This is a genomic window from Catenulispora yoronensis (genome assembly GCF_039531695.1).
GTDB lineage: Bacteria > Actinomycetota > Actinomycetes > Streptomycetales > Catenulisporaceae > Catenulispora > Catenulispora yoronensis.
Genome location: NZ_BAAAQN010000014.1, coordinates 120,366 through 141,474, shown reverse-complemented (window position 1 = coordinate 141,474; position 21,109 = coordinate 120,366). Strand labels below are relative to the sequence as shown.

Genomic DNA, 21,109 nt, shown 5'->3' with positions numbered 1-21,109 from the left:
GCCGTCACGTCAGCAGCAGCCGCTCCAGCCGCCGCGCCGCCACCAGCCCCCCGATCGCCGCCATCACCGCCAGGTACAGCACGTCCCACAGCAGCCCGACGTGCACCCGGCCCAGCGTGAGCGACCGCAGCAGGTCGATGCCGTGGTACAGCGGCAGGGCCTCGATCAGCACCCTGACCCAGTGGCTGTAGACCGACAGCGGGTAGAACGCGCCGGAGAACAGGAACATCGGCATCAGGGCCAGCGTCACCAGGTCGAAGTCCTGCCAGGATCGCATGAACGAGGTGCACGCCATCCCCACCGCGCCGAACGCGAACCCGATCAGCACCGTCACCGGCAGCGCGAGCAGCGCCCACCACGAGTGCACCAGGCCCATCGCCAGCATGACGGCCAGGAAGGCGGCCGAGTACATCAGCCCGCGCAGCTGCGCCCAGGTGATCTCGCCGAGCGCGATGTCGCCCACCCGCAGCGGCGTGGCCAGCATCGCGTCGTAGGTCCGGGCGTACTTTATTTTGAAGAACACATTGAACGTCGAGTCGAACACCGCGCCGTTCATCGCCGAGACGGCCAGCAGCCCGGGCGCGACGTAGTCGGCGTACGGGACACCGTCCACCGCGCCGGTCAGCTTGCCCAGGCCGACACCGATCGACAGCAGGTAGAACACGGGCTCGAAGAACCCCGAGGCCAGCATCAGCCACAGCCGGCGGTAGACCACCATGTTGCGCTCGACCAGCACCGACGCCTTGGAACCGCCCATCGAGCCGAAGGCGCGCCGGCCCAGCAGCAGCCGGGTCAGCGGCAGTTCGGTCGTCGTCATCGTCCGCCCCTCTCTACGGATTCAGCCGGCGGCGGTAGGTCCGGGCGCCGTACCAGACCCCGGCGCCGACCACGGCGGACAGATAGGCGACGTGCAGCAGCACCGACCCGGCGGTGGCCGTGCCGAGCGCCAGGCCGCGGCACAGGTCCACGCCGTGCCACAGCGGCGTGACGTACGCCAGCGGGCGGATCATCGCGGGCAGCTGCGACACCGGGAAGAAGGTCCCGGAGAACAGGAACAGCGGGATCATCACGAACCGGAACACCACCGAGAACCCGGTGTCCCGCTCCTGGGTGACGGCCCACGCCACCACCGGCGCGGCGAACGCCAGGCCGGTCAGCACCGCGGCCGGCAGCGCCAGCAGCGGCCCGAGGCCGGCGGGCCCGGCCGCCCGGACCGCCCCGAACAGCGCCATCGTGCCCAGGAACACCCCGCAGTTCATCAGGATCCGGAATCCGATGAACAGCAGGTGGCCGAGGTAGACGTCGAGGGCGCTCAGCGGCGAGGCGATCGCGGCGTGATACGTCTTCTGCCACTTCATCGCGCCCATCACCGGATACATCGACTCCCCGAGCGCCGTCTGCATCCCGGTGTTCGCCAGCAGCGCCGGGGCCAGGAACACCAGGTACGTCACCGGCCGGCCGTCCAGAGTGCCGAACGAGTGCGCTCCGGGACCACTGTCGACGATCTTGCCCAGCGACATGCCGAGCGCCACCAGGCTCATCAACGGGGCCAGGACGCTGGAGAAGATCGACGCCCGCCAGGTGCGGCGGTAGTTGGTGAGGAGCCCGCGCAGCTCCCGGGCCGCCATCGACGGCGCGGTGGTCGCCTCCGACGCCATGTCAGTCCACCAACGTCCGGCCGGTGAGGTGCAGGAACACGTCCTCCAGCGAGGAGCGGCGGACCAGCGAGGCCAGCGGCGTGATCCCGGAACCGTGGACGGCGGCCAGCGCCGCCTCGCCGTCGTCGCTGTAGACCAGGATCCGGTCGGGCAGCTCCTCCAGCCGGTCGATCGAGCCCCGCTCCCCGGTGCCGATCAGCCCCTCGGCCTTGGCGATCGCCGCCTCGTGCGCGCCGCTGCCGGGCTCGAAGCGGATCTCCAGCACCTCGCGGGTGGAGAAACGCTCGATGAGCGAGCGCGGCGAGCCCTCGGCGGCGATCCGGCCGTGGTCCATCACCACCAGCCGGTCGCAGAGCTGCTCGGCCTCGTCCATGTAGTGGGTGGTGAGCACCAGCGTGGTGCCGGCCTGCTTCAGACGGAACAGCCGGTCCCAGACCACGTGGCGGGCCTGCGGGTCCAGGCCGGTGGTGGGCTCGTCCAGGATCAGGATCTCCGGGGAGTTGATCAGCGAGCGCGCGATGGTCAGCCGGCGCTTCATGCCGCCGCTGAGCGGTTCGACGGTGGACTCGGCGCGGTCGGCGAGCTGGACGAACTCCAGCAGCTCGGTGGTGCGCTCGGCGATCTCGGCGCGTTTGAGGCCGAAGTAGCGGCCGTAGATGAGCAGGTTCTCGCGGACCCGGAGCTCCAGGTCCAGCGAGTCCTCCTGGGGGACCACGCCGAGCCGGGCCTTGATCCGCGAGGAGTCGACGCGGGGGTCCATCCCGAGAATGGTGAGCTCGCCGCCGCTGATCGGGGACACGCAGCCGATCATGCGCATCGTCGAGGACTTGCCGGCGCCGTTCGGGCCGAGGAAGCCGAAGACCTCGCCGCGGTGGAGCTCGAAGTCGATGCCGTCGACGGCGGTGAAGGGCTCGCCGCCGCGTTTCGACGGCGGGAAGACCTTGCGCAGGCCGACCGCCTTGATCAGCGGAGCGTCCGGGGCCGAGACCGCGACGGGAGAGGGCGAAGCAGAGATCCGGGCCATGACCGCAACCTAGCGGCGATCACCGACAGATCGATAATGCTTTACGCGCAGGCCGCCGGGTTCTCGACGATTCCCGGTGTCGCACCGGATGGCCGGCGTCTCACCGATTCCTGATCCGGGCGCCGGCCGCGCGCCGCCGGCGGGGCGCGCCCGGGCCGGCTCAGCCCTGGAGCTCCCGCCGGTCGTCGCTCAGCTCTTTGTTCTTGTTCTTGTTCTTGGGCTGCTTCGGCGGCTTGCGCTTGACATCCACTCCGCCCATGAAGGCGAAGCCGCGGATGTGGACGGTCGGGGCGGTGGGATCGACCTCGCCGCCGGGCGTCCCGGAGTAGGCGCCCATGAAGCCGAAGCCGTGCACGTAGACGTTCAGGCCCTCGGGCACGATGATCGCGATGCCGCCCATCCAGGTGGAGGCGTTGATCGTGACCTCCATGTCCTCGAAGTCGGCCTCGCGCAGGTCCAGCTCGATGCCGCCCATCATCGCGAACGCCTTGTAATTGCGGGGAACGACCCACTTGCCCGTGCTCTCGGAGCCGCCCATGACCACGACCGTCTTGGTCCGGCCGGGCTTCAGGCCCACCCGCCAGCGGCCGCGCGTGGTCGGGGCCGGCGAGCTCGACGGCCCGCGGACGGTGGTGCCGGTCGGCAGGTCCCGGGTGATGGGCTCCAGCTCGGCATAGGTCTTGGCGCTGTAGACCGCGGTGATCCGGTCCTCCAGCTCCTCGAAGTCGAGCCGGCCGTCCCCGGCCGCGACCCGCAGCTGTTCGGCGACCGCCTCGCGCTCGGTGTCCGACACGCGGAGCTGGCGCGGGTCGATGGGTTCGGGGACGTTGCTCGTCATGCTTGAGACCTTACAAGAACGGCCGCATCGCCAGAACCTCCGGAGGCCGGGTTTGTCAGGGCCCGTTTTCGGCTCGCCCGGAATTGGACTAGACCAGATCGGGCCGCGGGCAAGTCCGTGACCTGCGAACCAAAGAATGGCTGAACGAAACCCAAACGTCACGTCGATAACGTGCTGCTGTCCGGCGCCGGGCAGCTCCGTCCCCCAGGCACCATCGACGACGAACAGGATGTTTCCATGAAGCGTGCCATCACCGGGATCGCGCTCACCGCGGCCGGCCTCCTCGCCTCCGCGGCGTTCGCCACGGCCGCGAACGCGGGCACCGTCCGTCCCGCCGCCTCGGGCACCGCGCAGTTCACGAACTGGGGCGAGTGCTACAACACCGGCGAGCAGTGGCTCGCGGAGCACAGGATCATCGACTTCCAGTGCCACGACAGCGGCTACCACCAGCCCGGCGGGCCGAACGCCTACATGACCTACGACTACTGATCGGCCCGGCCGGTCGGGAGGCCCGCGCAGGGCGGGTCCCGGCCGGCCGGCTCCTCAGCCGCGGACGGACGTCACAGAGCCGTGACGTACGCGCCGCTGATGCCGCCGTCGACCAGGAAGTTCGAGGCGGTGATGAACGAGGCGTCGTCGCTGGCCAGGAACGCGACCGCGGCGGCGATCTCCTCCGGCTCGGCGAAGCTGCCGCGCGGGACGTGGACCAGGCGGCGGGCGGCCCGCTCCGGGTCCTTGGCGAACAGCTCCTTGAGCAGCGGGGTGTTCACCGGCCCCGGGGACAGCGCGTTGACCCGGACGCCCTGCTTGGCGAACTGCACGCCGAGCTCGCGGGACAGCGCCAGCACGCCGCCCTTGGAGGCGGTGTACGAGATCTGCGAGGTGGCCGAGCCCAGGGTGGCGACGAACGACGCGGTGTTGACGATCGAGCCGCCGCGGCCGGACTCCTCGAACTGGCGGATCATGTGCGGCAGGACCGCCTTGCAGCACAGGTACACCGAGGTCAGGTTGACCTTCTGCACCCGGTCCCAGGCCTCGATGCCGGTCTCCAGGATGGAGTCGTCGTCGGGCGGGGAGATGCCGGCGTTGTTGAAGGCGATGTCGACCCGGCCGTAGGTGTCCACGGCGGCCTGGAACAGCGCCGCGACCCGCTCGGCGTCGGTGACGTCGGTCCGCACGAACAGGCCGCCGACCTCCTCGGCCGCCGCCTTGCCCGCGGCCTCGTCGAGGTCGGCGAGGACCACGTGGGCGCCCTCGGCCGCGAAGCGGCGCGCGGTGGCCATCCCGATCCCTCCGGTACCGCCGGTGATGACGGCCACGCGGCCGGACAGACGCTCGGACATTGTGCTCCTGTTCATGGTGTTCCTGTAGCGGTTCTCAACCAGACTGTCGCCCGGCACGGTACCGGGACGGCGTTCACAGCGCGATGAAGACGTTCTTGGTCTCGGTGAAGGCGGCGAGCGCGTCCGGACCCAGCTCGCGCCCGAGCCCGGACTGCTTGAAGCCGCCGAACGGCGTCGAGTAGCGGACCGAGGAGTTGGAGTTCACCGAGAGGTTGCCGGACTGCACGGCCTTCGACACGCGCAGCGCGCGGGACAGGTCGCGGGTCCAGATCGAGCCGGACAGGCCGTACTCGGTGCCGTTGGCGGCCGCGACCGCCTCGGCCTCGGAGCCGAACGGCGTCACGGTCACGACCGGTCCGAACACCTCCTCGCACTGGATCGCCGCGTCCGGCGCGGCGCCGGTGACGACGGTCGGCGGGTACCAGAACCCGCCGTTGTCCGGCACCTCGCCGCGGAAGGCGATGTCCTGCTCGGGGACGGCGTCGACGAAGCTCGCGACCCGGGCCTTCTGCGCGGCCGAGATGAGCGGGCCCATCTCGGTCTTCTCGTCGAGCAGGTCGCCGATGACGACCCCGCGGCAGGCGTCCAGGAACCGCTCCAGGAACGCGTCGTAGACCGACGCCTCCACGTAGATCCGGGTCCGCGCGCAGCAGTCCTGGCCGGCGTTGTCGAAGACGCCGTAGGGCGCGGCGGCGGCGGCCTTGTCGAGGTCGGCGTCGGCGAACACGATGTTCGGGCTCTTGCCGCCGAGCTCCAGGGTGACCCGCTTGACCCGGTCGGCGCACCGGGCCATGATCGCGCGGCCCACCGCCGAGGAGCCGGTGAACACGATCTTGCGCACGTCCGGGTGCTCGACCAGCCGGGCCCCGGCCTCCGGCCCGAAGCCGGGCACCACCTGCAGGACGCCCTCCGGCAGTCCGGCCGCCAGGCCCAGCTCGGCCAGCCGCAGCGCGGTCAGCGGCGTGGTCTCGGCCGGCTTGAGCACCACGGTGTTGCCGGCCGCCAGCGCCGGGGCGAAGCCCCAGGCCGCGATCGGCATCGGGAAGTTCCACGGCACGATCACACCGACCACGCCGAGCGGCTCGGCGATGGTCAGGTCCAGGCCGCCGGCCACCGGGATCTGCCGGCCGAACAGCCGCTCCGGGGCCGCCGCGTAGTACGTCAGCACGTCGCGGACGTTGCCCGCCTCCCAGCGGGCGTTCCCGATGGTGTGGCCGGCGTTCTCCACCTCGGTGCGGGCCAGCTCCTCGCGGTGCTCCTCGACCAGGTCGGCGAAGCGCCGCAGCAGCCGGGCCCGGTCCGCCGGGGCGAGGTCGCGCCAGGCCGGGAAGGCCGCCTTGGCGCGGGCCACGGCGGCGTCCACGCCGTCGGCGGTGGTCATCTCGATGCTCCGGAAGACCTCACCGGTGGCGGGGTTGATCAGGTCGTACACGCGCTATCTTCCTTTTGCGTAACGGGTCGCGGCGTCTATCAGGGACCGGAAAAGCTCCGGCTTGCTGTCCTCCTCGGGGTGCCACTGCACCCCGACCACGTAGGTCTTGCCCGGCATCCAGCCGGCCTCGATCAGGCCGTCGGGAGCGTTGCCGGTGGACTCCAGGCCCGCGCCGAGCTTGTCGATGCCCTGATGGTGGTGGCACCAGGCGATGATGTGCGCGCCGAGGTCGCGGCCGGGCGGCGCGGCCGGGTCCAGGTCGATGCGGACCGCCGCGTACTGGCCGAGCTGCTGCCGGTGCGCGTTGCCGAACACCGCCTCGTCGGGCAGGTGCTGGCGCAGGGTGCCGCCGAGGGCGGCGTTGAGCAGCTGGAAGCCGCGGCAGATGGCCAGCACCGGCAGGTCCCGCTCCAGGGCGGCGGCCAGCAGCGCGTACTCCCAGGCGTCGCGGTCCTTGCGCGGGCTGTCGGTGTCCAGGTGCCGGACCGCCCCGTAGCCGACCGGGTCGATGTCCGGGCCGCCGGTGAGGATCAGGCCGTCCAGGACGGCGACGGCCTGTGCCCCCTGCTCCTTCAGGGTCTGCGCGTCGTGCGCCTCCAGGTGCGGCGGAAGCAGCAGCGGCAGGCCCCCGACCCGCGTCACCGACTCCACGTAGCGGTTCGGCAGCAACGCCGCCGGAACGTTCCGCCACGGCCCCCACGTGGCGGTCTCCTGATAGCTGCTCATGCCGATGAGAGGCGCCGGCATCCCGGGCTCACATCCTTTCGAAGGAACGGAACCGCTCCCAGTCGGTGACGGTCGACTGGAAGGCCGCGAGCTCCACGCGGCCCATGTTGATGTAATGCTCCACCACGTCGTTGCCGAGCGCCACGCGCGCCGGCTCGCTCCAGGAGAACATGTCCACGGCTTCACTGAGCATGTCCGGGACCCGCGGGACGTCGGCGTCGTAGGCGTTGCCGGTGAACTCCGGCGGCAGCTTGAGCTCGCGGTCGATCCCGGCCAGCCCGGCGGCGATCATGCCGGCGATGGCCAGATAGGGATTGACGTCGCCGCCGGGGACCCGGTTCTCGACGCGCAGCGAGAGTCCCTCGCCCACGACCCGCATCGCGCAGGTGCGGTTGTCGCGGCCCCAGGCGATGCCGGTGGGGGCGAAGGAGCCGTGCGCGTAGCGCTTGTAGGAGTTGATGTTCGGGGCGTAGAGCAGGGTGAAGTCGCGCAGCAGGGCCAGCTGGCCGGCCAGGAAGTGCTCCATCATCTGCGACAGCCCGTTGGGGCGGTCCGGGTCGGCCATGACCGGGGTGCCGCCGGGGCCGCGCAGGCTCAGGTGGATGTGGCAGGAGTTGCCCTCGCGGTGGTCGTACTTGGCCATGAAGGTGACGGACTTGCCGTCCTGCTGCGCGATGGTCTTGGCGCCGGTCTTGTAGATGACGTGGTTGTCGCAGGTGGTGAGGGCGTCGGCGTAGCGGAAGGCGATCTCCTGCTGGCCGAGGTTGCACTCGCCCTTGGCGGACTCCACGTACATGCCGGCGCCGGTCATGCCGGTGCGGATCCGCTTGAGCAGCGGCTCGACGAGCGCGCCGCCGAGCATCGAGTAGTCGCCGTTGTAGTGCACGGCGGGCTGCATGTCGCGGTAGCCCTTCTGCCACGCCTCCTGGTAGGAGTCGTTGAAGACCATGAACTCCAGCTCGGTGCCGGCGTAGGCGGTCCAGCCGCGCTCGGCGAGCCGGGCCAGCTGCTTCTTCAGGATCTGGCGCGGGCTCTGGCTGACCGGTTCGCCGTGGTGGTCGGTGACGTCGGCCAGGACCAGGGCGGTGCCCGGCTCCCACGGGAGGTTGCGCAGGGTGGTCAGGTCCGGCTTGAGGACGAAGTCGCCGTAGCCGGTGTCCCAGCTGGAGGTCTCGTAGCCGGAGACGGTGTTCATGTCGACGTCGACGGCCAGCAGGTAGCTGCAGGCCTCGGTCTCGTGCGGGGCCACCTCGTCCAGGAAGAACTCGGCCGACAGGCGTTTGCCCTGCAGTCGGCCCTGCATATCGGTCATCGCGATCTGGACGGTGTCTATTCGGCCGACCGATATGAGGTCGCGGAGCTGCTGGAGCGTGAGCATGCCGGAACGCGCGGGCATTGTTCCTACCTTGGGTCAAACGCTGGCGGGCCCGGGAAAACTGGGGCGTTCCCGCGGCCGCGGATGGTGACTGACAGGGCTTTGCGACTGTGCTGGCCCCTACCCTGGTGTGCGCCGGGGGTGCTCGTCAAGATCCGTAGTGATCGCCGGGAAGGGGCGCAGCCCGCACCGGGTGGCGCGGGTCCGCCGCCGGGTGCGGGCCGGGCCCGCGCCGGACACCGACCATATGACGGGAGTTAAGCTGGGCCATTGATCACCCGCTGACCCATACGGGAGCCTGCCGTGCACTGGATGATGCCCTATCAGATGGCCTTCTGGCTGTGCGGCATCCTGCTGGTGCTGGCCGTGGCCATGTACTTCTCCCGCAAGCCGCTGCTGGTGCGGTACGTGCCGTTCCCGCGCGAGCTCGGAACGGTGCTCGGGCTGTTCGGGCTGTGGCAGGTCGCCGGCCGGCTGTCGGTGATGAAGGTGAACGGCGCGCTGGACCGGGGCGAGTGGCTCTGGGACGCCGAACGGGACGTCTTCCTGCCGAGCGAGCACTGGGTGCAGCACCTGTTCTTCCCGGCGCACCCGGCTGTTGTGAAGTTCTTCAATCTTTATTACGCCTCGATGCACTTCACGTGCATGATCATTTTCTTGATCTGGCTGTTCGTACGGCACCGCGAGTTCTATCCCCGGGTCCGCACCACGATGGCGATGGCGACGGCCTTCGCCCTGGCCATCCAGCTGATCCCGGTGGCCCCGCCGCGGATGATCGAGAAGGCGCACCTGACCGACACCGCGCTGTACTTCCACCAGTCGGTCTACGGCCCGATGAACGCCGACTCCCCGGACCAGCTGTCCGCGATGCCCTCGGTCCACGTGATCTGGGCGGTGATCGTCGGTTACACGGTGTGGCGGGTGTCGCCGAGCAAGTGGCGCTGGATCGGCCCGGCCCACACGGTGATGACGATCACGGTGGTGGTGGCCACCGCCAACCACTACTGGGCCGACGGGATCGTCGGGGTCGCCCTGCTGATGCTTTCGGCTGGAATCCAGGCCCTGGTGCGGCGCGCCGCCGCCTGGATCAAGGGGCTGCGGGTAGCGTCGGCCGAGGTACCCGCCCCCGAACTCGCCAGGAGCACCTGATGTCCGCCGCGCTCTCCCCCGCCGTCGTCACCACCGCCGCCTACGGGGTGGCCGGGATGAGCTGCGGGCACTGCAGCGCGGCGGTCACCGAGGCGCTGTCGGCGCTGCCCGGCGTCAGCGGCGTGGAGATCGACCTGGCCGGCAAGCGCGCGGTGGTGAGCAGCGCCGGGCCGCTGGAGATCGCGGCGGTGCGGGACGCCGTCGAGAACGCGGGCTACCAGCTGGTCTGAGGCGCCGGGCTCCGGACACGTCCGGAAGCGGCGGCGCCCGGCCCGGACCGTGCCGGCCGGAATACCCTTCGTCCATGACGGCTTCCCACCTTCACACCCACCGCCTCGAACTCGACGACCAGACCCTCCGGGAATGGGACGCCACGGTCCTGAAGTCCGACGGCGAGGGCATCGTCCTGGACCGGTCCGCCTTCTACCCCGGCGGCGGAGGCCAGCCGCCGGACGAGGGCGTGCTGTTGTGGGGCGGAGTGCGGACCCGGATCGTCGGGGTCCGCAAAGCGGACGACCTGGTCCTGATCCCGCACGACGAGGACCCCCTGCCGCCCGCCGGGACCGCGGTGCGCGGCGCCCTGGACGACGAGCGGCGGACCTGGCTGATGCGGACCCACTCCGGGCTGCACCTGCTGTCCGGCGTGGTGTTCCGGGACTTCGACTCACTGGTCACCGGCGGCAACATGGAGGCCGGGACCGCGCGCATGGACTTCAACCTCCCGGAGATCCCCGCGGACTTCAAAGCGCGCGTGGAGGAGGCGTGCAACGTCGAGGTGGCCAAGGACCGCCGGATCGAGGTGAAGACGCTGCCCCGCGACGAGGCCTTCGCCATCCCCGACATCATCCGCACCGCGACCAACCTGGTGCCGCCGGAGCTGACCGAGGTCCGCATCGTCGACATCGTCGGCCTCGACACCCAGGCCGACGGCGGCACCCACGTCGAGTCGACGAAATGGATCGGCAAGATCGAGGTGTTGAAAGTGGAGAACAAAGGCAAGGGCTTCCGGCGCTTGCGCATCGCCATCCGCGACTGACAGTCATTCCGAGAGGCGGCACGACCATGGCGGACACCATCCGCGGACGCGTCAAGGTGGAGCAGGGACAGAAACGAGTACGGCTCTACCTGCAGAACAAGCTGGTGGCGGACACCCTGCGGCCGCTGCTGGTCTGGGAGGTGCCCTACTACCCGACGTACTACGTGCCGGCCACGGACGTGCTGGCCGACCTGAAGCCGACCGGGGAGGCCGAGCACTCCCCCAGCCGGGGCGACGCCCAGGTCCACGACGTGCTGATCGGCGGCCTGACGGCGGCCGGGAAGGCCCGGACGGTGCCGGAGTCCCCGCTGGAGGAGCTGCGCGACGCGGTGCGCTTCGACTTCGACGCCTTCGACTGGTTCGAGGAGGACGAGCCGGTCTACACCCACCCGCGCGACCCGTACAGCCGGATCGACGTGCTGGCGAGCAGCCGCCACTTCCGCGCCGAACTGGACGGCGTGGTGCTGGCCGACTCGCCGAACAGCATGATCCTGTTCGAGACCGGCCTTCCTCCCCGCTACTACGTGCCGATCACGGCGTTGAACCAGGAAGTGCTGCGTCCGTCGGAGACCGTGACGCACTGTCCTTATAAGGGTGCGGCGACGTACTGGTCGGTGCAGGTCGGCGACCAGCTGTCCAAGGACCTGATCTGGATCTACCGGACCCCGTTCGCCGAGGTCCAGAAGATCGGCGGGCTGGCCGCCGTCTACAACGAGAAGGTCGACATCTACCTGGACGGCGTCCTCCAGGAGCGCCCCAAGAAGCGCTACTGAACCCGCGGCGCGGCCGCACTCGCCGGCCGCCGGGGTGTCACGCCCGGTCTCCGAACCCCACCGCGTGCTCCCCGGCGTCCGGCGCCATCAACCGCACCATCCGCTCCGCCTCCGCCACCAGGGCCTTGCTGTCAGCCTTCCCCAGCTTGTGGAACGGCTCCAGCGTCACCGTCGCCAGCTTCTTCTTCACCTCGACCGACCAGATCCCGGCGACATATCCGCCGACCACGAATGACGGCAGGATCTGCAAGTTCTTCCCGTTGTAGACGCGACCCCAGTATTCGCGCGAAATGATCCGCTGGCGGTGCTTCGCATTGTGCGCCAGCAGAATGCTGTCGAACCTCGGCAGCAGCCGCGGGGCGGCGTCGACGTCGCCCTCGACGATCTCGCCGTCCGGTACGTCGTAGAGCGTCCGCCCGCCCTCGTCGGTGTAGGTCACCAGGTCGTCGAAGCCGCTGATCACCGCGCGCGCCGCCGTCACCTTCAGCCCCAGCCAGGTGGCGACGTCGTCCACCGCGGCCGGGCCGAACGCGGCCAGGTGCCGTCGCACCAGCGTGGCGATCGCGGCGTCGGTGTCGGCCGCGCGCTCCGGCTGGTAGAGGTACGTCTTGGGGCCCGTGGCCGTGGCCCAACGGCCGTCGACCGGCACGCGGATCAAGGCGTTGCTGCGATAGATCGGCCGCCAGTTCCGGGACTCGTGGTAGTCGAGGTTCGCCGGGGACATCGCCCCGGGATGCTCGGCGACCCACTGCTGCGCGAACGCCAGGAACTCCCCGGCTTCGCGCGGCTGCTCCGCCGCGAAGGCCAGGACCGCGGTCCGCAGCTCCCGCATTCCGGGATCCAGCACCTCGTCCTTGGTCCTGGTGACGTCCGCGTTCGTCGCCTCGGAGACCGCGGCGTAGAGCGGATGGTCGGCCCTGCTCACCGCGTGGACCGTCCCCCGGATGGAGGAGCCGACCACGAGCTCGCGGCGTTCGAAGGCGTCATGGACGCCCGCCACCGTCGCCGTGCTGTTCCTGGTCAGCAGCGACACCGCCACCGCCGGCCAGTACTGGGCCTGGATGGCCCCGATCGCCTCGACCGTCCCGGCCAGGGTGCCGTCGAACGGCGTCAGCAGGCCCTGCCGGGCCAGCAGCGTGCGGTTGAGCACATCCTGGGTGAGCGTCGTCGAGGCCATGGCTCGATCCTTCCACGCCCCGCCGACGCCCGGCACTCGGCTCTCAGCCGCCCGGGCTCACCCGTCGCCCGGGTTGATGAAGTCCCACTGGTTCTTGTTCCACACGTCCTGCATCCCCTTGTCGAGGATGGTCTGGGCCCACACCCGCAGCCCGTCCCGATCGGTCAGCTTGTAGATGAAGGTGTGGTCCACGCCCTTGTCGAACTCGTAGTAATTGTTCAGGAGGTCGGCGATGACCGCGATGTCCTTGGGCTGGTACGGCTTCCCCCAGGAATCGTCGACGAACAGGTCCGGGTCCTGGCCCTTCTTCTGAAGGTTCAGGATGTCCTGCGCCAGGCCCACCATGGGGCTGTTCGGGTCGTAGACGATCTCCGGCACCTTGTCCTGCTCGCCGCCCCCGGCGAACCCGGACAGGAACCCGGCCGTGATGAACCGGCTGGCGGGGATCTGCCCCGACATGAAGTAGATCGACGGGTCCATCCCCCACACCACGATCGGCACCGACCGGCCGGCCCCGGCGGCCTTCTGCACCGCCTGGGCCACTTCCCAGTTGTGCTCCTTGTTCGTCCGCGGCCACGTGAACGCCAGCGTCAGGAACAACGTCGCGGTCGTCGCCGTGACGCCGAGCATGGTCCATCGCAGGCGCGATCCGTTGCGGTGCAGCGCGCCGGTGGCCAGGATCACTATCGGCGGCAGCATCTGCAGGAAGTAGTGGCCGAAGAAGTGGAAGCCGCTGGACACCCCGATCGCCGCGCCGGCCAGCCACAGCCACAGGTCGGCGTCGGCCTTGAAGATGCCGTTGCGCGCCGTCATGTACATGATCGCCAGGAACGCGGCCGCGGACGCCCCCGCGAAGATGCCGAGGTTCCCCCACAGCCGGGCCATGATCGTCGCGAACGAGCCCAGCGACGTGAGGTACTCGCTGTTCCCGGTGAACACCCAGAAGAAGAAGTCCCCGAAGCCCACCCACAGCGCCACGCCCAGGATCGGCAGCGCGAAGGCCGGGATCACCGTGACCAGGCCCTTCCAGCGCTGGTCCTTCCACGCCCGCCACATCACCGGGAGCATGGTGACGCCGGCCGTCTGCTTGGTCAGCGTCGCCAGCGCCGCCGCGACGCCGGCCCCGGCCAGCAGCGGGATCGCGCGGGTGCGCCGGCGGCGCGCACTGTCCGCCAGCAGGAACGCCGCACAGGTCCAGGGCAGCATGAAGACCTCGAACGACGCCGCCTGCGAGTCCTCCGGCGCCATCCCGGCCGAGCCGAGCAGGTAGAGCAGGCCGGCCCAGACCCCGTGCCGCCCGAACCGGCGCTTGGCGATCTGGGTGATCAGCACGGCGGTGATCACGTGCACCACGATCGCCAGGGCCCGGATCACCACCACCGTGGACAGGCCGTGGTCGCCGAACAGCTTGAAGACCCAGGCGTAGAGGTACGGCAGCAGCGGCGGCTTGCGGTCGACGATGATCTGGTAGAACTGCCCGTCCTCGGTGTTCAGCGCCCGGGCCTGGGTGGCCAGGAAGCCCTCGTCCGGGTTCCAGAAGGTCCGGCTGAAGGCCGGCAGGTGGGTGATCGTGGCCACGGCGAGGAACAGCAGGATGACCCGCGTCCACGAGGCCTGCGGCGTGTTCCAGATCCGGTGCGGCCAGGTCGGTTCGGGCGGGCCGTCCGGCGGGCCGGCCAGGCCGGGGCCGGTTCTCGGGGGAGCATCAGTCGCGACCATCGTCGTGCTATGCCTCAACACCCATGTCGAAGAGGTTACCCTCCCCGCAACTGCCCGCGGGGAGGTAACCACCTAAGATCAGCCGATCGCTACCGGGCCGTTACCTTCGGTGCCGACCCGTTGGGCGACTCCGAGGTTCCGGCGGACGCCGAGGGCTCGGGAGCCGACGGCGCCGATGCCGCGGACGCCGCGGACTCCGCGTTCTCCGCTGACGCCGGCGCGCCGGGCGCGCCGAGGCCGGCCACCAGGCCCACGATCTCGTGCGCGATCCGCTGGCCGGTCAGCCCGGCCTGCTCCAGCACCGTGGCCCGGTTGGCGTGGTCCAGGAACCGCGCTGGGATGCCGAAGTCGCGCAGCGGGGTGCGCACGGCGGCGTCCCGCAGCTCCTGGGCGATCGCCGAGCCGACGCCGCCGACCCGGACGTTGTCCTCGACGGTGACCACCAGCCGGTGCTCGGCGGCCAGCAGCACCAGGGCCGGGTCCACCGGCTTGACCCAGCGCGGGTCCACCACGGTGGCGCCGATGCCCTGGTCGGCCAGGCGCTCGGCGACGTCCAGCGCCACCCCGGCCAGCGCGCCGACGCCGACCACCAGCACGTCCGGGGTGAGGGCGGTGCCGGCGGTGGTGCGCAGCACGTCCATCCCGCCGGCCTTGGCCACCGCCGGGATGTCGTCGCAGACCGCGCCCTTGGAGAAGCGGATCATGGTCGGGGCGTCGTGGACGTCCAGCGCCTCGCGCAGCTGCGCCCGCAGCTGCGCGCCGTCACGCGGGGCGGCGATGCGCAGGCCCGGGACCACCTGGAAGATCGACATGTCCCACATGCCGTTGTGGCTGGCGCCGTCGTTGCCGGTGACCCCGGCGCGGTCGGCGACGAAGGTCACACCGGCCCGGTGCAGCGCGGCGTCCATCAGGATCTGGTCGAAGGCCCGGTTCAGGAAGGTGGCGTAGATCGCCACGACCGGGTGCAGGCCGGCGAAGGCCATGCCGGCCGCCGAGGTGACGGCGTGCTGCTCGGCGATGCCGACGTCGAAGATCCGGTCCGGGAAGCGCTCGGCGAACTTGTGCAGGCCCACCGGGTGCAGCATGGCGGCGGTGATCCCGACCACGTCGTCGCGCTCGGCGCCGACCTTCACCATCTCGTCGGCGAACACCGAGGTCCAGGAGGCCCCGGCCGGGGCCAGCGGCTGCCCGGTCTCCGGGTCACTGTCCGGACCGACCTGGTGCAGCTGGTCCAGCTGGTGGTTGCGGGCGGCCGGGTAGCCCTCGCCCTTGCGGGTGATGGCGTGCACGATCACCGGGCCGTGGTAGTTGCGGGCCCGGCGCAGCGCGGACTCCATGCCGGCGATGTCGTGGCCGTCGACCGGGCCGACGTACTTCAGGCCCAGGTCCTCGAACATGCCCTGCGGGGCGACGATGTCCTTCAGGCCCTTCTTCACCCCGTGCAGCGCCTCGTAGAGCGGGGTGCCGATGACCGGGGTGCGGCCCAGCATGCCGCGGCCCCACTCCAGGAACCGCTCGTAGCCCTGGGTGGTGCGCAGCGTGGCCAGGTGCTCGGCCAGGCCGCCGATGGTCGGGGTGTAGGAGCGCTCGTTGTCGTTGACCACGATGATCACCGGTCGGTCCTTGGCCGCGGCGATGTTGTTCAGCGCCTCCCAGGCCATACCGCCGGTCAGCGCACCGTCCCCGATCACCGCCACCACCTGGCGGTCGGTGACCCCGCGCACCTGGTGCGCCTTGGCGATGCCGTCGGCGTAGGCCAGGGCGGTGGAGGCGTGCGAGTTCTCGATCACGTCGTGCTCGGACTCGACGCGGGCCGGGTAGCCGGACAGGCCGCCCTCCTGCCGCAGCGTGGAGAAGTCGTGACGGCCGGTGAGCAGCTTGTGCACGTAGGCCTGGTGGCCGACGTCCCACAGCACGGTGTCCCGGGGCGAGTCGAAGACCCGGTGCAGCGCGATGGTCAGCTCCACCACCCCGAGGTTCGGGCCGATGTGGCCGCTCGTCTTCGCCACGGTCGGGATCAGATAAGCGCGGATCTCCGCTGCCAGCTCGGTGAGCTGCTCGGAGCTGAGCTTGTCCAGATCGCGCGGACCCTGGATCCTCTCCAGCAGTGCCACCCGATCCTCCTTCAGTTGAAACAACGCTCCTGGCTTCCAGTTATACGGCAGAGAGTCTAAGCCCGGCCTGAGCGCCGCCCTGGCGCTTGGGGCGCCTTCTACATGATCTTCACACGGCCTGCGCAGGCTGTTCATCCCGGCACGGCGTTCAGCCGAGCGCTCCGCGCACGCCGAGCGGGTCGTCGAGCAACGAACCGAAGGCCAGTTCGGCGGCGCCCAGCAGGGTGGAGCCGGCACCCAGGCCGGGGAGCACGAACCGCACGTCCTGACGCGGGGGTTGCAGGCCGCCGGCGCCCAACGCGTCCAGGACCTGGTCCCGGACCAGCGGAAAGACCTCACGGAACATCCCGCCCATGATCACCACCTCGGGGTTGAGGAGGGAGACCAGGTTGCCGATGCCGATCGCCAGCCAGCCGGTGGAGTTGACGACGGTGTGGCCGACCTCACCGCTGTAGCCGCCGAAGCCGGTGAGGGGGCGGCCGTGGTTGATGATGCCGGCGCCCAGCTCGGCGGCGAAGCGCCGCACGTGCCCGAGCACGTCGGACAGCGGGTACTCGCCGCGCGGCCGGTACAGGTCGCGGCGGTCCAGCACCTGGCCACCGAGTCCGACCCGAGCCGCGAACAGGACTGAAGGATCCAGGGGCAGTGGGCGGCCACTTCAGCCCTGCGGCTGCCGGTGGGGCAAACCTGCGGCTGCCGGTAAGGCATGCCTTGGGAGCGCCGGTGCGAGAAGGCCTTTTCAGCCGCCGCTTTTGCTTTGAACCTTCCCGGCGGCCGTAGCCAGCAAGGCAGCCGCCCCCTCCCCCGTGATTGTCAGCTCTCTCCCTGGGTTGTTGGTTTGTTCTCCTCGGTCACGTCGGCAGGGCTTTGCCTACAGTACCGCCGACCAGGTGTCAAGTTCATGCAAGCCCAACCGCAGCACTAGGACTCTCACCGCAGCGGCATGGACTTGATACCTGGGCGGCGGTGCTGTACCCGTAGGGCTGCCGACGTGAGCGAGGGGAACAAACCCCCACCCCACAAACCGCCAGCGCAGAGACTAACCAGACCCCCCTATGGACTAGCGCCAGTTCTCCGAGGGATCAGAGGCCCCCGCTGGAAGCGCCTGCCTTTCGCTTTTCCCAGCTTTTGACTTTCGCCTACAGAAACCCAACTCGCGGCTGATCAGCCCCCAAAACCTGAACCGGATCCGCCCCCAGCACCTTGTCCAACAGCGTCGCATACACACTGCGAAAGTCAGTGCTGAACTTCAGATCCCCACTATCCAAATCCGTCAACGAAGGCTGCTCCCCATAGAACCCCCCGTTGACCGGCTCCCCAACCACCAGCACCGGCCCCGCCGTCCCATGATCAGTGCCCTCGTTCGCGTTGGCCTTCACGCGCCGCCCGAACTCCGTGTACAGCACCGTGACCACGTTCTTCCCATGCGGACCAGCCGAGATAGCGTTCTGGAAATCAACAACAGCCTGGTCCACCTCACCCCACAACTGCTGCTGCGTCTGCTTCTCAGCGCTATGCGTATCGAATCCGCCGAGCGAGACGCTGTAGACACGAGTCGGCACGGAAGCGTTGATGCACTCGGCAACGATATCCAGCTGTTGAGCCAACGCTGAACCCTTGGCAACCTTCGCGTTACCCCCAGCAGCGCCAGCAGCCCCAGCAGCCGGGGTCGTATTGCCCCCAGCAGCCGGGGTTTTGTTGCTCCCACCCGCCTTCTTCGCCGACTCCAACGCCGGAGTAAACGTCTTGGCGACCGTGAACAAGTCCGAGACATCGCGCGCCGCATAAGCAGCCATCACAGAATCCTGCGCCGATGCCCCACCCAACGCCATGAACCCACTGTCGAGCGGCCCAGCCTTCGGCAACCGAAACTGCCCAAGCGGCAACGAACTACCCGCCGTCTTCGTCCCCCCAAGCAACGGCGGCAGCGTCCCGCCGACCGAAATCGCCCGCAGAGCTCGTAGCTGATCATCCGGCTGCGCATCAAGCCACCGCCCCAACCACCCAGACCCGGTGGGCTCACCCGGCGACGCCGTCTGCCAGATATCCATCGAGACAAAGTGGCTGTGGTTCGGCTTCGGATACCCGACACCGCGCACCACCGCGCAGAGCTTCCGCTGCCACATCGCGTGGAGCCCCGTCATCGCGGGGTTGAAGCCAAGCCCCTCACCGAGATCAAGCACTTCCTTGTCCGTGAACGCCAGATCAGGCCGGGAATCGTGATACGCCCCATCCGCGTACGGAATCACGGTATTGAGACCATCGTTCCCCCCGTAGAGCGTCACCATCACCAGCACACCCTGCCCAGCGACCAACGGCGCATGCTGCGCGGCAGCCCCAAGCTGAGCACCGGACGTCACCGGACCACCAGGCGTCATCACGGCGCCGCCATGCGGAGCACCACCGGAATGGCCATGCGATCCCGAGCAAGCGGCGGCGAACGTCCCCGTGGACAGCACACCGGACAGCTCCAGGAACCGGCGTCGGGTCACTGCATCCATGATCGACTCCTCAGTTCACGAGATATTCAGGCGCCAACAACGCCAAAGTGACCAGCTGCTTCGGATCCGCAACGACCTCACGCAGAGCCCCAGCCGTACGGTCGCTATAGCCATCCACTCCCAGCAGATGCGCAACAGCGTCGATCCTCATCGAAGGACTGGCACCCGCCACCTGCGACAAATCACCCTTGCCGACAGCCCACTCGGCAAACACAAAACGCGTCTGCGCAGCCGCAGTAGTCAACCAAGCCGTCCCCTCCGGCCAGCCCCCGACATTCGGCGGGTAGAACGGAATCTGCCCCAGACCCGTCAACGCGGTCCGCAACGCCGCCACGTCCTTCGACCCCGAGCTCGCATCAATCTTGATCTTCAACGCTCGCAGCACACCGACCACATACTCCGTCGGCTGCTTCACCAACGCGTAGCGCGCCTGGCTCCCGGTAAAGACCGGATCGAGAAACAGAGCCCTGAGCAACGCGTTGAAGTCACGCTGCGCCCCATACGCAGCTTGCAACCGACCCGACACATCACCCGGAATCGCCCCCGGCATCCCCAACCGGTTCCAAGCCCGCGCAGCAACGAACGCCGCCGACGCAGGCTGCTGCAACAGCCAGTCCACCAGCGAGGCATCGTCGAAGTTCGCCGACTTCCCCAACACGGTCTTGGCCGTACCGTCGTGCAGCTTGGGCACGAGATTCGACCCGCCGTCGGGGCCCAGCCGCCAACCGGTCAGCGCCCGCGCCGCCTCGCGCACATCGGTCTCGCTGTAGTTGCCGACGCCGAGCGTGAACAGCTCCATCAACTCGCGCGCCAGGTTCTCATTCGGCGCCTTGAGCGTGTTGCCCGCGCTGTCCAGCCACAGCATCATCGCCGGATCGCGCACCATCGCGTGCGCCAGCAAGGAGAAGTCACCACCGCCGAGGCTGCGCATCGTCTGGTTCTGCTTCAGCATGAACCCGACGCTCTTGACCTTCTGCAGCGACGTCGCGAAGTGCCCGTGCCAGAAGAACGTCCGCTTCTCCACCAGCGGCTGCGTCACCGCCGCCATCCGCGCCAGCCACCACCCGACCAGCTCGTAGTCCTGCTGGGCGTTGCCCTTCTTCGGGTCCTTGACCAGCGGGAAGTCCGGCGCCGGCGTGGCGGCCGCCCCGGCGTCCCCGGCCGCGCCGAGCAGCGCGCCCACCGTCGCCTGGTAACCGGCTTTCACGGCGGCGTCAATCTCCGCACCGTTCGCTCCGAAACCGGCGCGCCGCAGCAGATGCGCCACGGCGGATCTGTTCTGGTCGATGCTCACACCCCAAGAATCGGGGAACTTGGTTAAGGCACGGGTAAGTACGCCATATGTCCTCCGATACGGATCCTGCCTCCGACCCCTCGGGCCCGCGGCACGCTGTGCGGAATCATGAGGCCCACGCGGCAATAGCGCGCTCCCTGCATCCCCCGCCCAGAGTGCCCCCACCGGTCCCGCTCCGGCTGCGCGCCGAGGCCGACGCCTACTTCGCCGGCGCCATGTACGCCTACGCCGACGGCGATCTGGAGGGCGCCCGGCTCTCGCTGCTGACGGTGGCCGGCATCAACGCCCCGGAGTCCGCGCCCGCGGCCATGATCTTCCTGGGCGTCATCGCCTGCCGCCATCGCGAGTTCGCACAGGCCTACATGTGGTTCGCGCGGGCCTCCGCCGGTCCGGACATGCACTGGGCCCTGGTCGCCGACGAGGAACTCAAGCGGATGGCTTGAGAACGACAGCCCGAGAACAACGGCCCAAAGCCGATGGCGTGCGGCGGCCACCCGCCTCACTCCAACTCCGCGCTGCCCTCACGGTAGATCTTCGCGGCCACGATCAGCCCGTCCCGCAGCACAAAAAACGCCGCGACCGCGAACGACCGCTCAGCACCGTCCCACACCAGGGTCTCGGTCACCTGCGCCGCCGCCCGGGGCCCGTCCACCACGAGATTCTCGATGGCCAGCCGCGGCTTCAGATCGTTGATGGCCGCGGCGAAGAACGGCTCCAGCTCGGCCGTCCCGCGCACAGTCGTCCGGCCGGTGATCCACACCGCGTCGGCGGCGAGCCCGGCCATCAGGGCCCGCAGATCGCCTTCGCTGAACGCCCGCACATGTTCCCGCACCGCCGCGGCGGTCTGATCGTCGTCCACGGCCCCACGATAAGCGGCCCCCGACCCGGAAGGGTCGAGGGCCGCCGCACAACACGTGACGCGGGTACTGCGGGTACTGCGGGTACTGCGG

21 protein-coding genes are annotated in these 21,109 nt (G+C 69.5%); 6 read left to right on the top strand and 15 right to left on the bottom strand.

All coding sequences use genetic code 11. The annotated features are described in order from the left end of the window. Window positions 1-4 precede the first annotated feature (4 nt). The 4 genes from ABD481_RS14695 to ABD481_RS14680 all read right to left on the bottom strand — a co-directional run bounded on the left by ABD481_RS14695 (window position 5) and on the right by ABD481_RS14680 (window position 3,520). Window positions 5-817: an ABC transporter permease gene (locus ABD481_RS14695; protein WP_344666186.1), complete on the bottom strand. Its 813-nt coding sequence runs from the start codon at window positions 815-817 to the stop codon at window positions 5-7. A 13-nt stretch (window positions 818-830) separates the two neighbouring features. Beyond that, window positions 831-1,658 carry an ABC transporter permease gene (locus tag ABD481_RS14690; protein WP_344666185.1) on the bottom strand — a complete coding sequence of 276 codons (828 nt, stop codon included), beginning with the start codon at window positions 1,656-1,658 and terminating at the stop codon, window positions 831-833. A gap of 1 nt (window position 1,659) precedes the next feature. Next, the gene (locus ABD481_RS14685) at window positions 1,660-2,682 is read right to left on the bottom strand and encodes an ABC transporter ATP-binding protein (RefSeq protein ID WP_344666184.1); all 1,023 of its coding nucleotides are present in this window, start codon (window positions 2,680-2,682) and stop codon (window positions 1,660-1,662) included. Window positions 2,683-2,842: 160 nt separating this feature from the next. After that, window positions 2,843-3,520, bottom strand: coding sequence for a DUF1707 SHOCT-like domain-containing protein (locus ABD481_RS14680; RefSeq protein WP_344666183.1), 678 nt, complete (start codon window positions 3,518-3,520; stop codon window positions 2,843-2,845). A 237-nt stretch (window positions 3,521-3,757) separates the two neighbouring features. Here ABD481_RS14680 and ABD481_RS14675 point away from each other — a divergent pair, with 237 nt between their 5' ends. After that, window positions 3,758-4,009, top strand: coding sequence for a hypothetical protein (locus tag ABD481_RS14675; protein WP_344666182.1), 252 nt, complete (start codon window positions 3,758-3,760; stop codon window positions 4,007-4,009). Window positions 4,010-4,080: 71 nt separating this feature from the next. Here the strand turns inward: ABD481_RS14675 and ABD481_RS14670 are convergent, their stop codons facing one another. From ABD481_RS14670 to ABD481_RS14655, 4 genes are all read right to left on the bottom strand, one after another. Further along, a complete protein-coding gene (locus tag ABD481_RS14670) occupies window positions 4,081-4,863 on the bottom strand; it encodes a 3-oxoacyl-ACP reductase (protein WP_344666181.1) in 783 nt (260 codons plus the stop codon). 73 nt (window positions 4,864-4,936) lie between these two features. Next, complete coding sequence (locus ABD481_RS14665; RefSeq protein WP_344666180.1) at window positions 4,937-6,295, bottom strand: aldehyde dehydrogenase family protein; 1,359 nt, start codon at window positions 6,293-6,295, stop codon at window positions 4,937-4,939. Between the two features lie 3 nt (window positions 6,296-6,298). Next, the gene (locus ABD481_RS14660) at window positions 6,299-7,042 is read right to left on the bottom strand and encodes a gamma-glutamyl-gamma-aminobutyrate hydrolase family protein (protein ID WP_344666179.1); all 744 of its coding nucleotides are present in this window, start codon (window positions 7,040-7,042) and stop codon (window positions 6,299-6,301) included. A gap of 7 nt (window positions 7,043-7,049) precedes the next feature. Further along, window positions 7,050-8,417: a glutamine synthetase family protein gene (locus ABD481_RS14655; RefSeq protein ID WP_344666178.1), complete on the bottom strand. Its 1,368-nt coding sequence runs from the start codon at window positions 8,415-8,417 to the stop codon at window positions 7,050-7,052. Between the two features lie 291 nt (window positions 8,418-8,708). Between ABD481_RS14655 and ABD481_RS14650 the strand changes: the two genes are divergently transcribed. The 4 genes from ABD481_RS14650 (at window position 8,709) to ABD481_RS14635 (ending at window position 11,354) form a co-directional block, all read left to right on the top strand. Further along, a complete protein-coding gene (locus ABD481_RS14650; protein ID WP_344666220.1) occupies window positions 8,709-9,545 on the top strand; it encodes a phosphatase PAP2 family protein in 837 nt (278 codons plus the stop codon). Continuing rightward, window positions 9,545-9,775 carry a heavy-metal-associated domain-containing protein gene (locus ABD481_RS14645; protein WP_344666177.1) on the top strand — a complete coding sequence of 77 codons (231 nt, stop codon included), beginning with the start codon at window positions 9,545-9,547 and terminating at the stop codon, window positions 9,773-9,775. The genes ABD481_RS14650 and ABD481_RS14645 overlap by 1 nt, the downstream gene beginning before the upstream one ends. 74 nt (window positions 9,776-9,849) lie before the next feature. After that, complete coding sequence (locus ABD481_RS14640) at window positions 9,850-10,581, top strand: alanyl-tRNA editing protein (RefSeq protein WP_344666176.1); 732 nt, start codon at window positions 9,850-9,852, stop codon at window positions 10,579-10,581. A gap of 26 nt (window positions 10,582-10,607) precedes the next feature. Beyond that, on the top strand, window positions 10,608-11,354 hold the full coding sequence (locus ABD481_RS14635; RefSeq protein ID WP_344666175.1) for a DUF427 domain-containing protein: 747 nt from the start codon (window positions 10,608-10,610) through the stop codon (window positions 11,352-11,354). A 37-nt stretch (window positions 11,355-11,391) separates the two neighbouring features. Here ABD481_RS14635 and ABD481_RS14630 read toward each other — a convergent pair whose 3' ends face one another. From ABD481_RS14630 to ABD481_RS14605, 6 genes are all read right to left on the bottom strand, one after another. Next, the gene (locus ABD481_RS14630; protein WP_344666174.1) at window positions 11,392-12,531 is read right to left on the bottom strand and encodes a winged helix DNA-binding domain-containing protein; all 1,140 of its coding nucleotides are present in this window, start codon (window positions 12,529-12,531) and stop codon (window positions 11,392-11,394) included. Window positions 12,532-12,588: 57 nt separating this feature from the next. After that, complete coding sequence (locus ABD481_RS14625) at window positions 12,589-14,250, bottom strand: ArnT family glycosyltransferase (protein ID WP_344666173.1); 1,662 nt, start codon at window positions 14,248-14,250, stop codon at window positions 12,589-12,591. Between the two features lie 89 nt (window positions 14,251-14,339). Next, window positions 14,340-16,364, bottom strand: coding sequence for a 1-deoxy-D-xylulose-5-phosphate synthase (gene dxs, locus ABD481_RS14620; RefSeq protein ID WP_344666172.1), 2,025 nt, complete (start codon window positions 16,362-16,364; stop codon window positions 14,340-14,342). 148 nt (window positions 16,365-16,512) lie between these two features. Then, window positions 16,513-16,956, bottom strand: a complete 444-nt coding sequence (locus ABD481_RS14615; RefSeq protein WP_344666171.1) for a hypothetical protein — start codon at window positions 16,954-16,956, stop codon at window positions 16,513-16,515. Window positions 16,957-17,503: 547 nt separating this feature from the next. Beyond that, window positions 17,504-18,865, bottom strand: a complete 1,362-nt coding sequence (locus ABD481_RS14610; protein WP_344666170.1) for a DUF1501 domain-containing protein — start codon at window positions 18,863-18,865, stop codon at window positions 17,504-17,506. A gap of 10 nt (window positions 18,866-18,875) precedes the next feature. Then, window positions 18,876-20,159, bottom strand: coding sequence for a DUF1800 domain-containing protein (locus ABD481_RS14605; RefSeq protein ID WP_344666169.1), 1,284 nt, complete (start codon window positions 20,157-20,159; stop codon window positions 18,876-18,878). Between the two features lie 155 nt (window positions 20,160-20,314). On the opposite strand from ABD481_RS14605, the gene ABD481_RS14600 reads away from it, so the two are divergent. Then, window positions 20,315-20,602, top strand: a complete 288-nt coding sequence (locus ABD481_RS14600) for a hypothetical protein (RefSeq protein ID WP_344666168.1) — start codon at window positions 20,315-20,317, stop codon at window positions 20,600-20,602. A 56-nt stretch (window positions 20,603-20,658) separates the two neighbouring features. Here the strand turns inward: ABD481_RS14600 and ABD481_RS14595 are convergent, their stop codons facing one another. Beyond that, on the bottom strand, window positions 20,659-21,018 hold the full coding sequence (locus ABD481_RS14595) for a nuclear transport factor 2 family protein (protein ID WP_344666167.1): 360 nt from the start codon (window positions 21,016-21,018) through the stop codon (window positions 20,659-20,661). Window positions 21,019-21,109 lie beyond the last annotated feature (91 nt).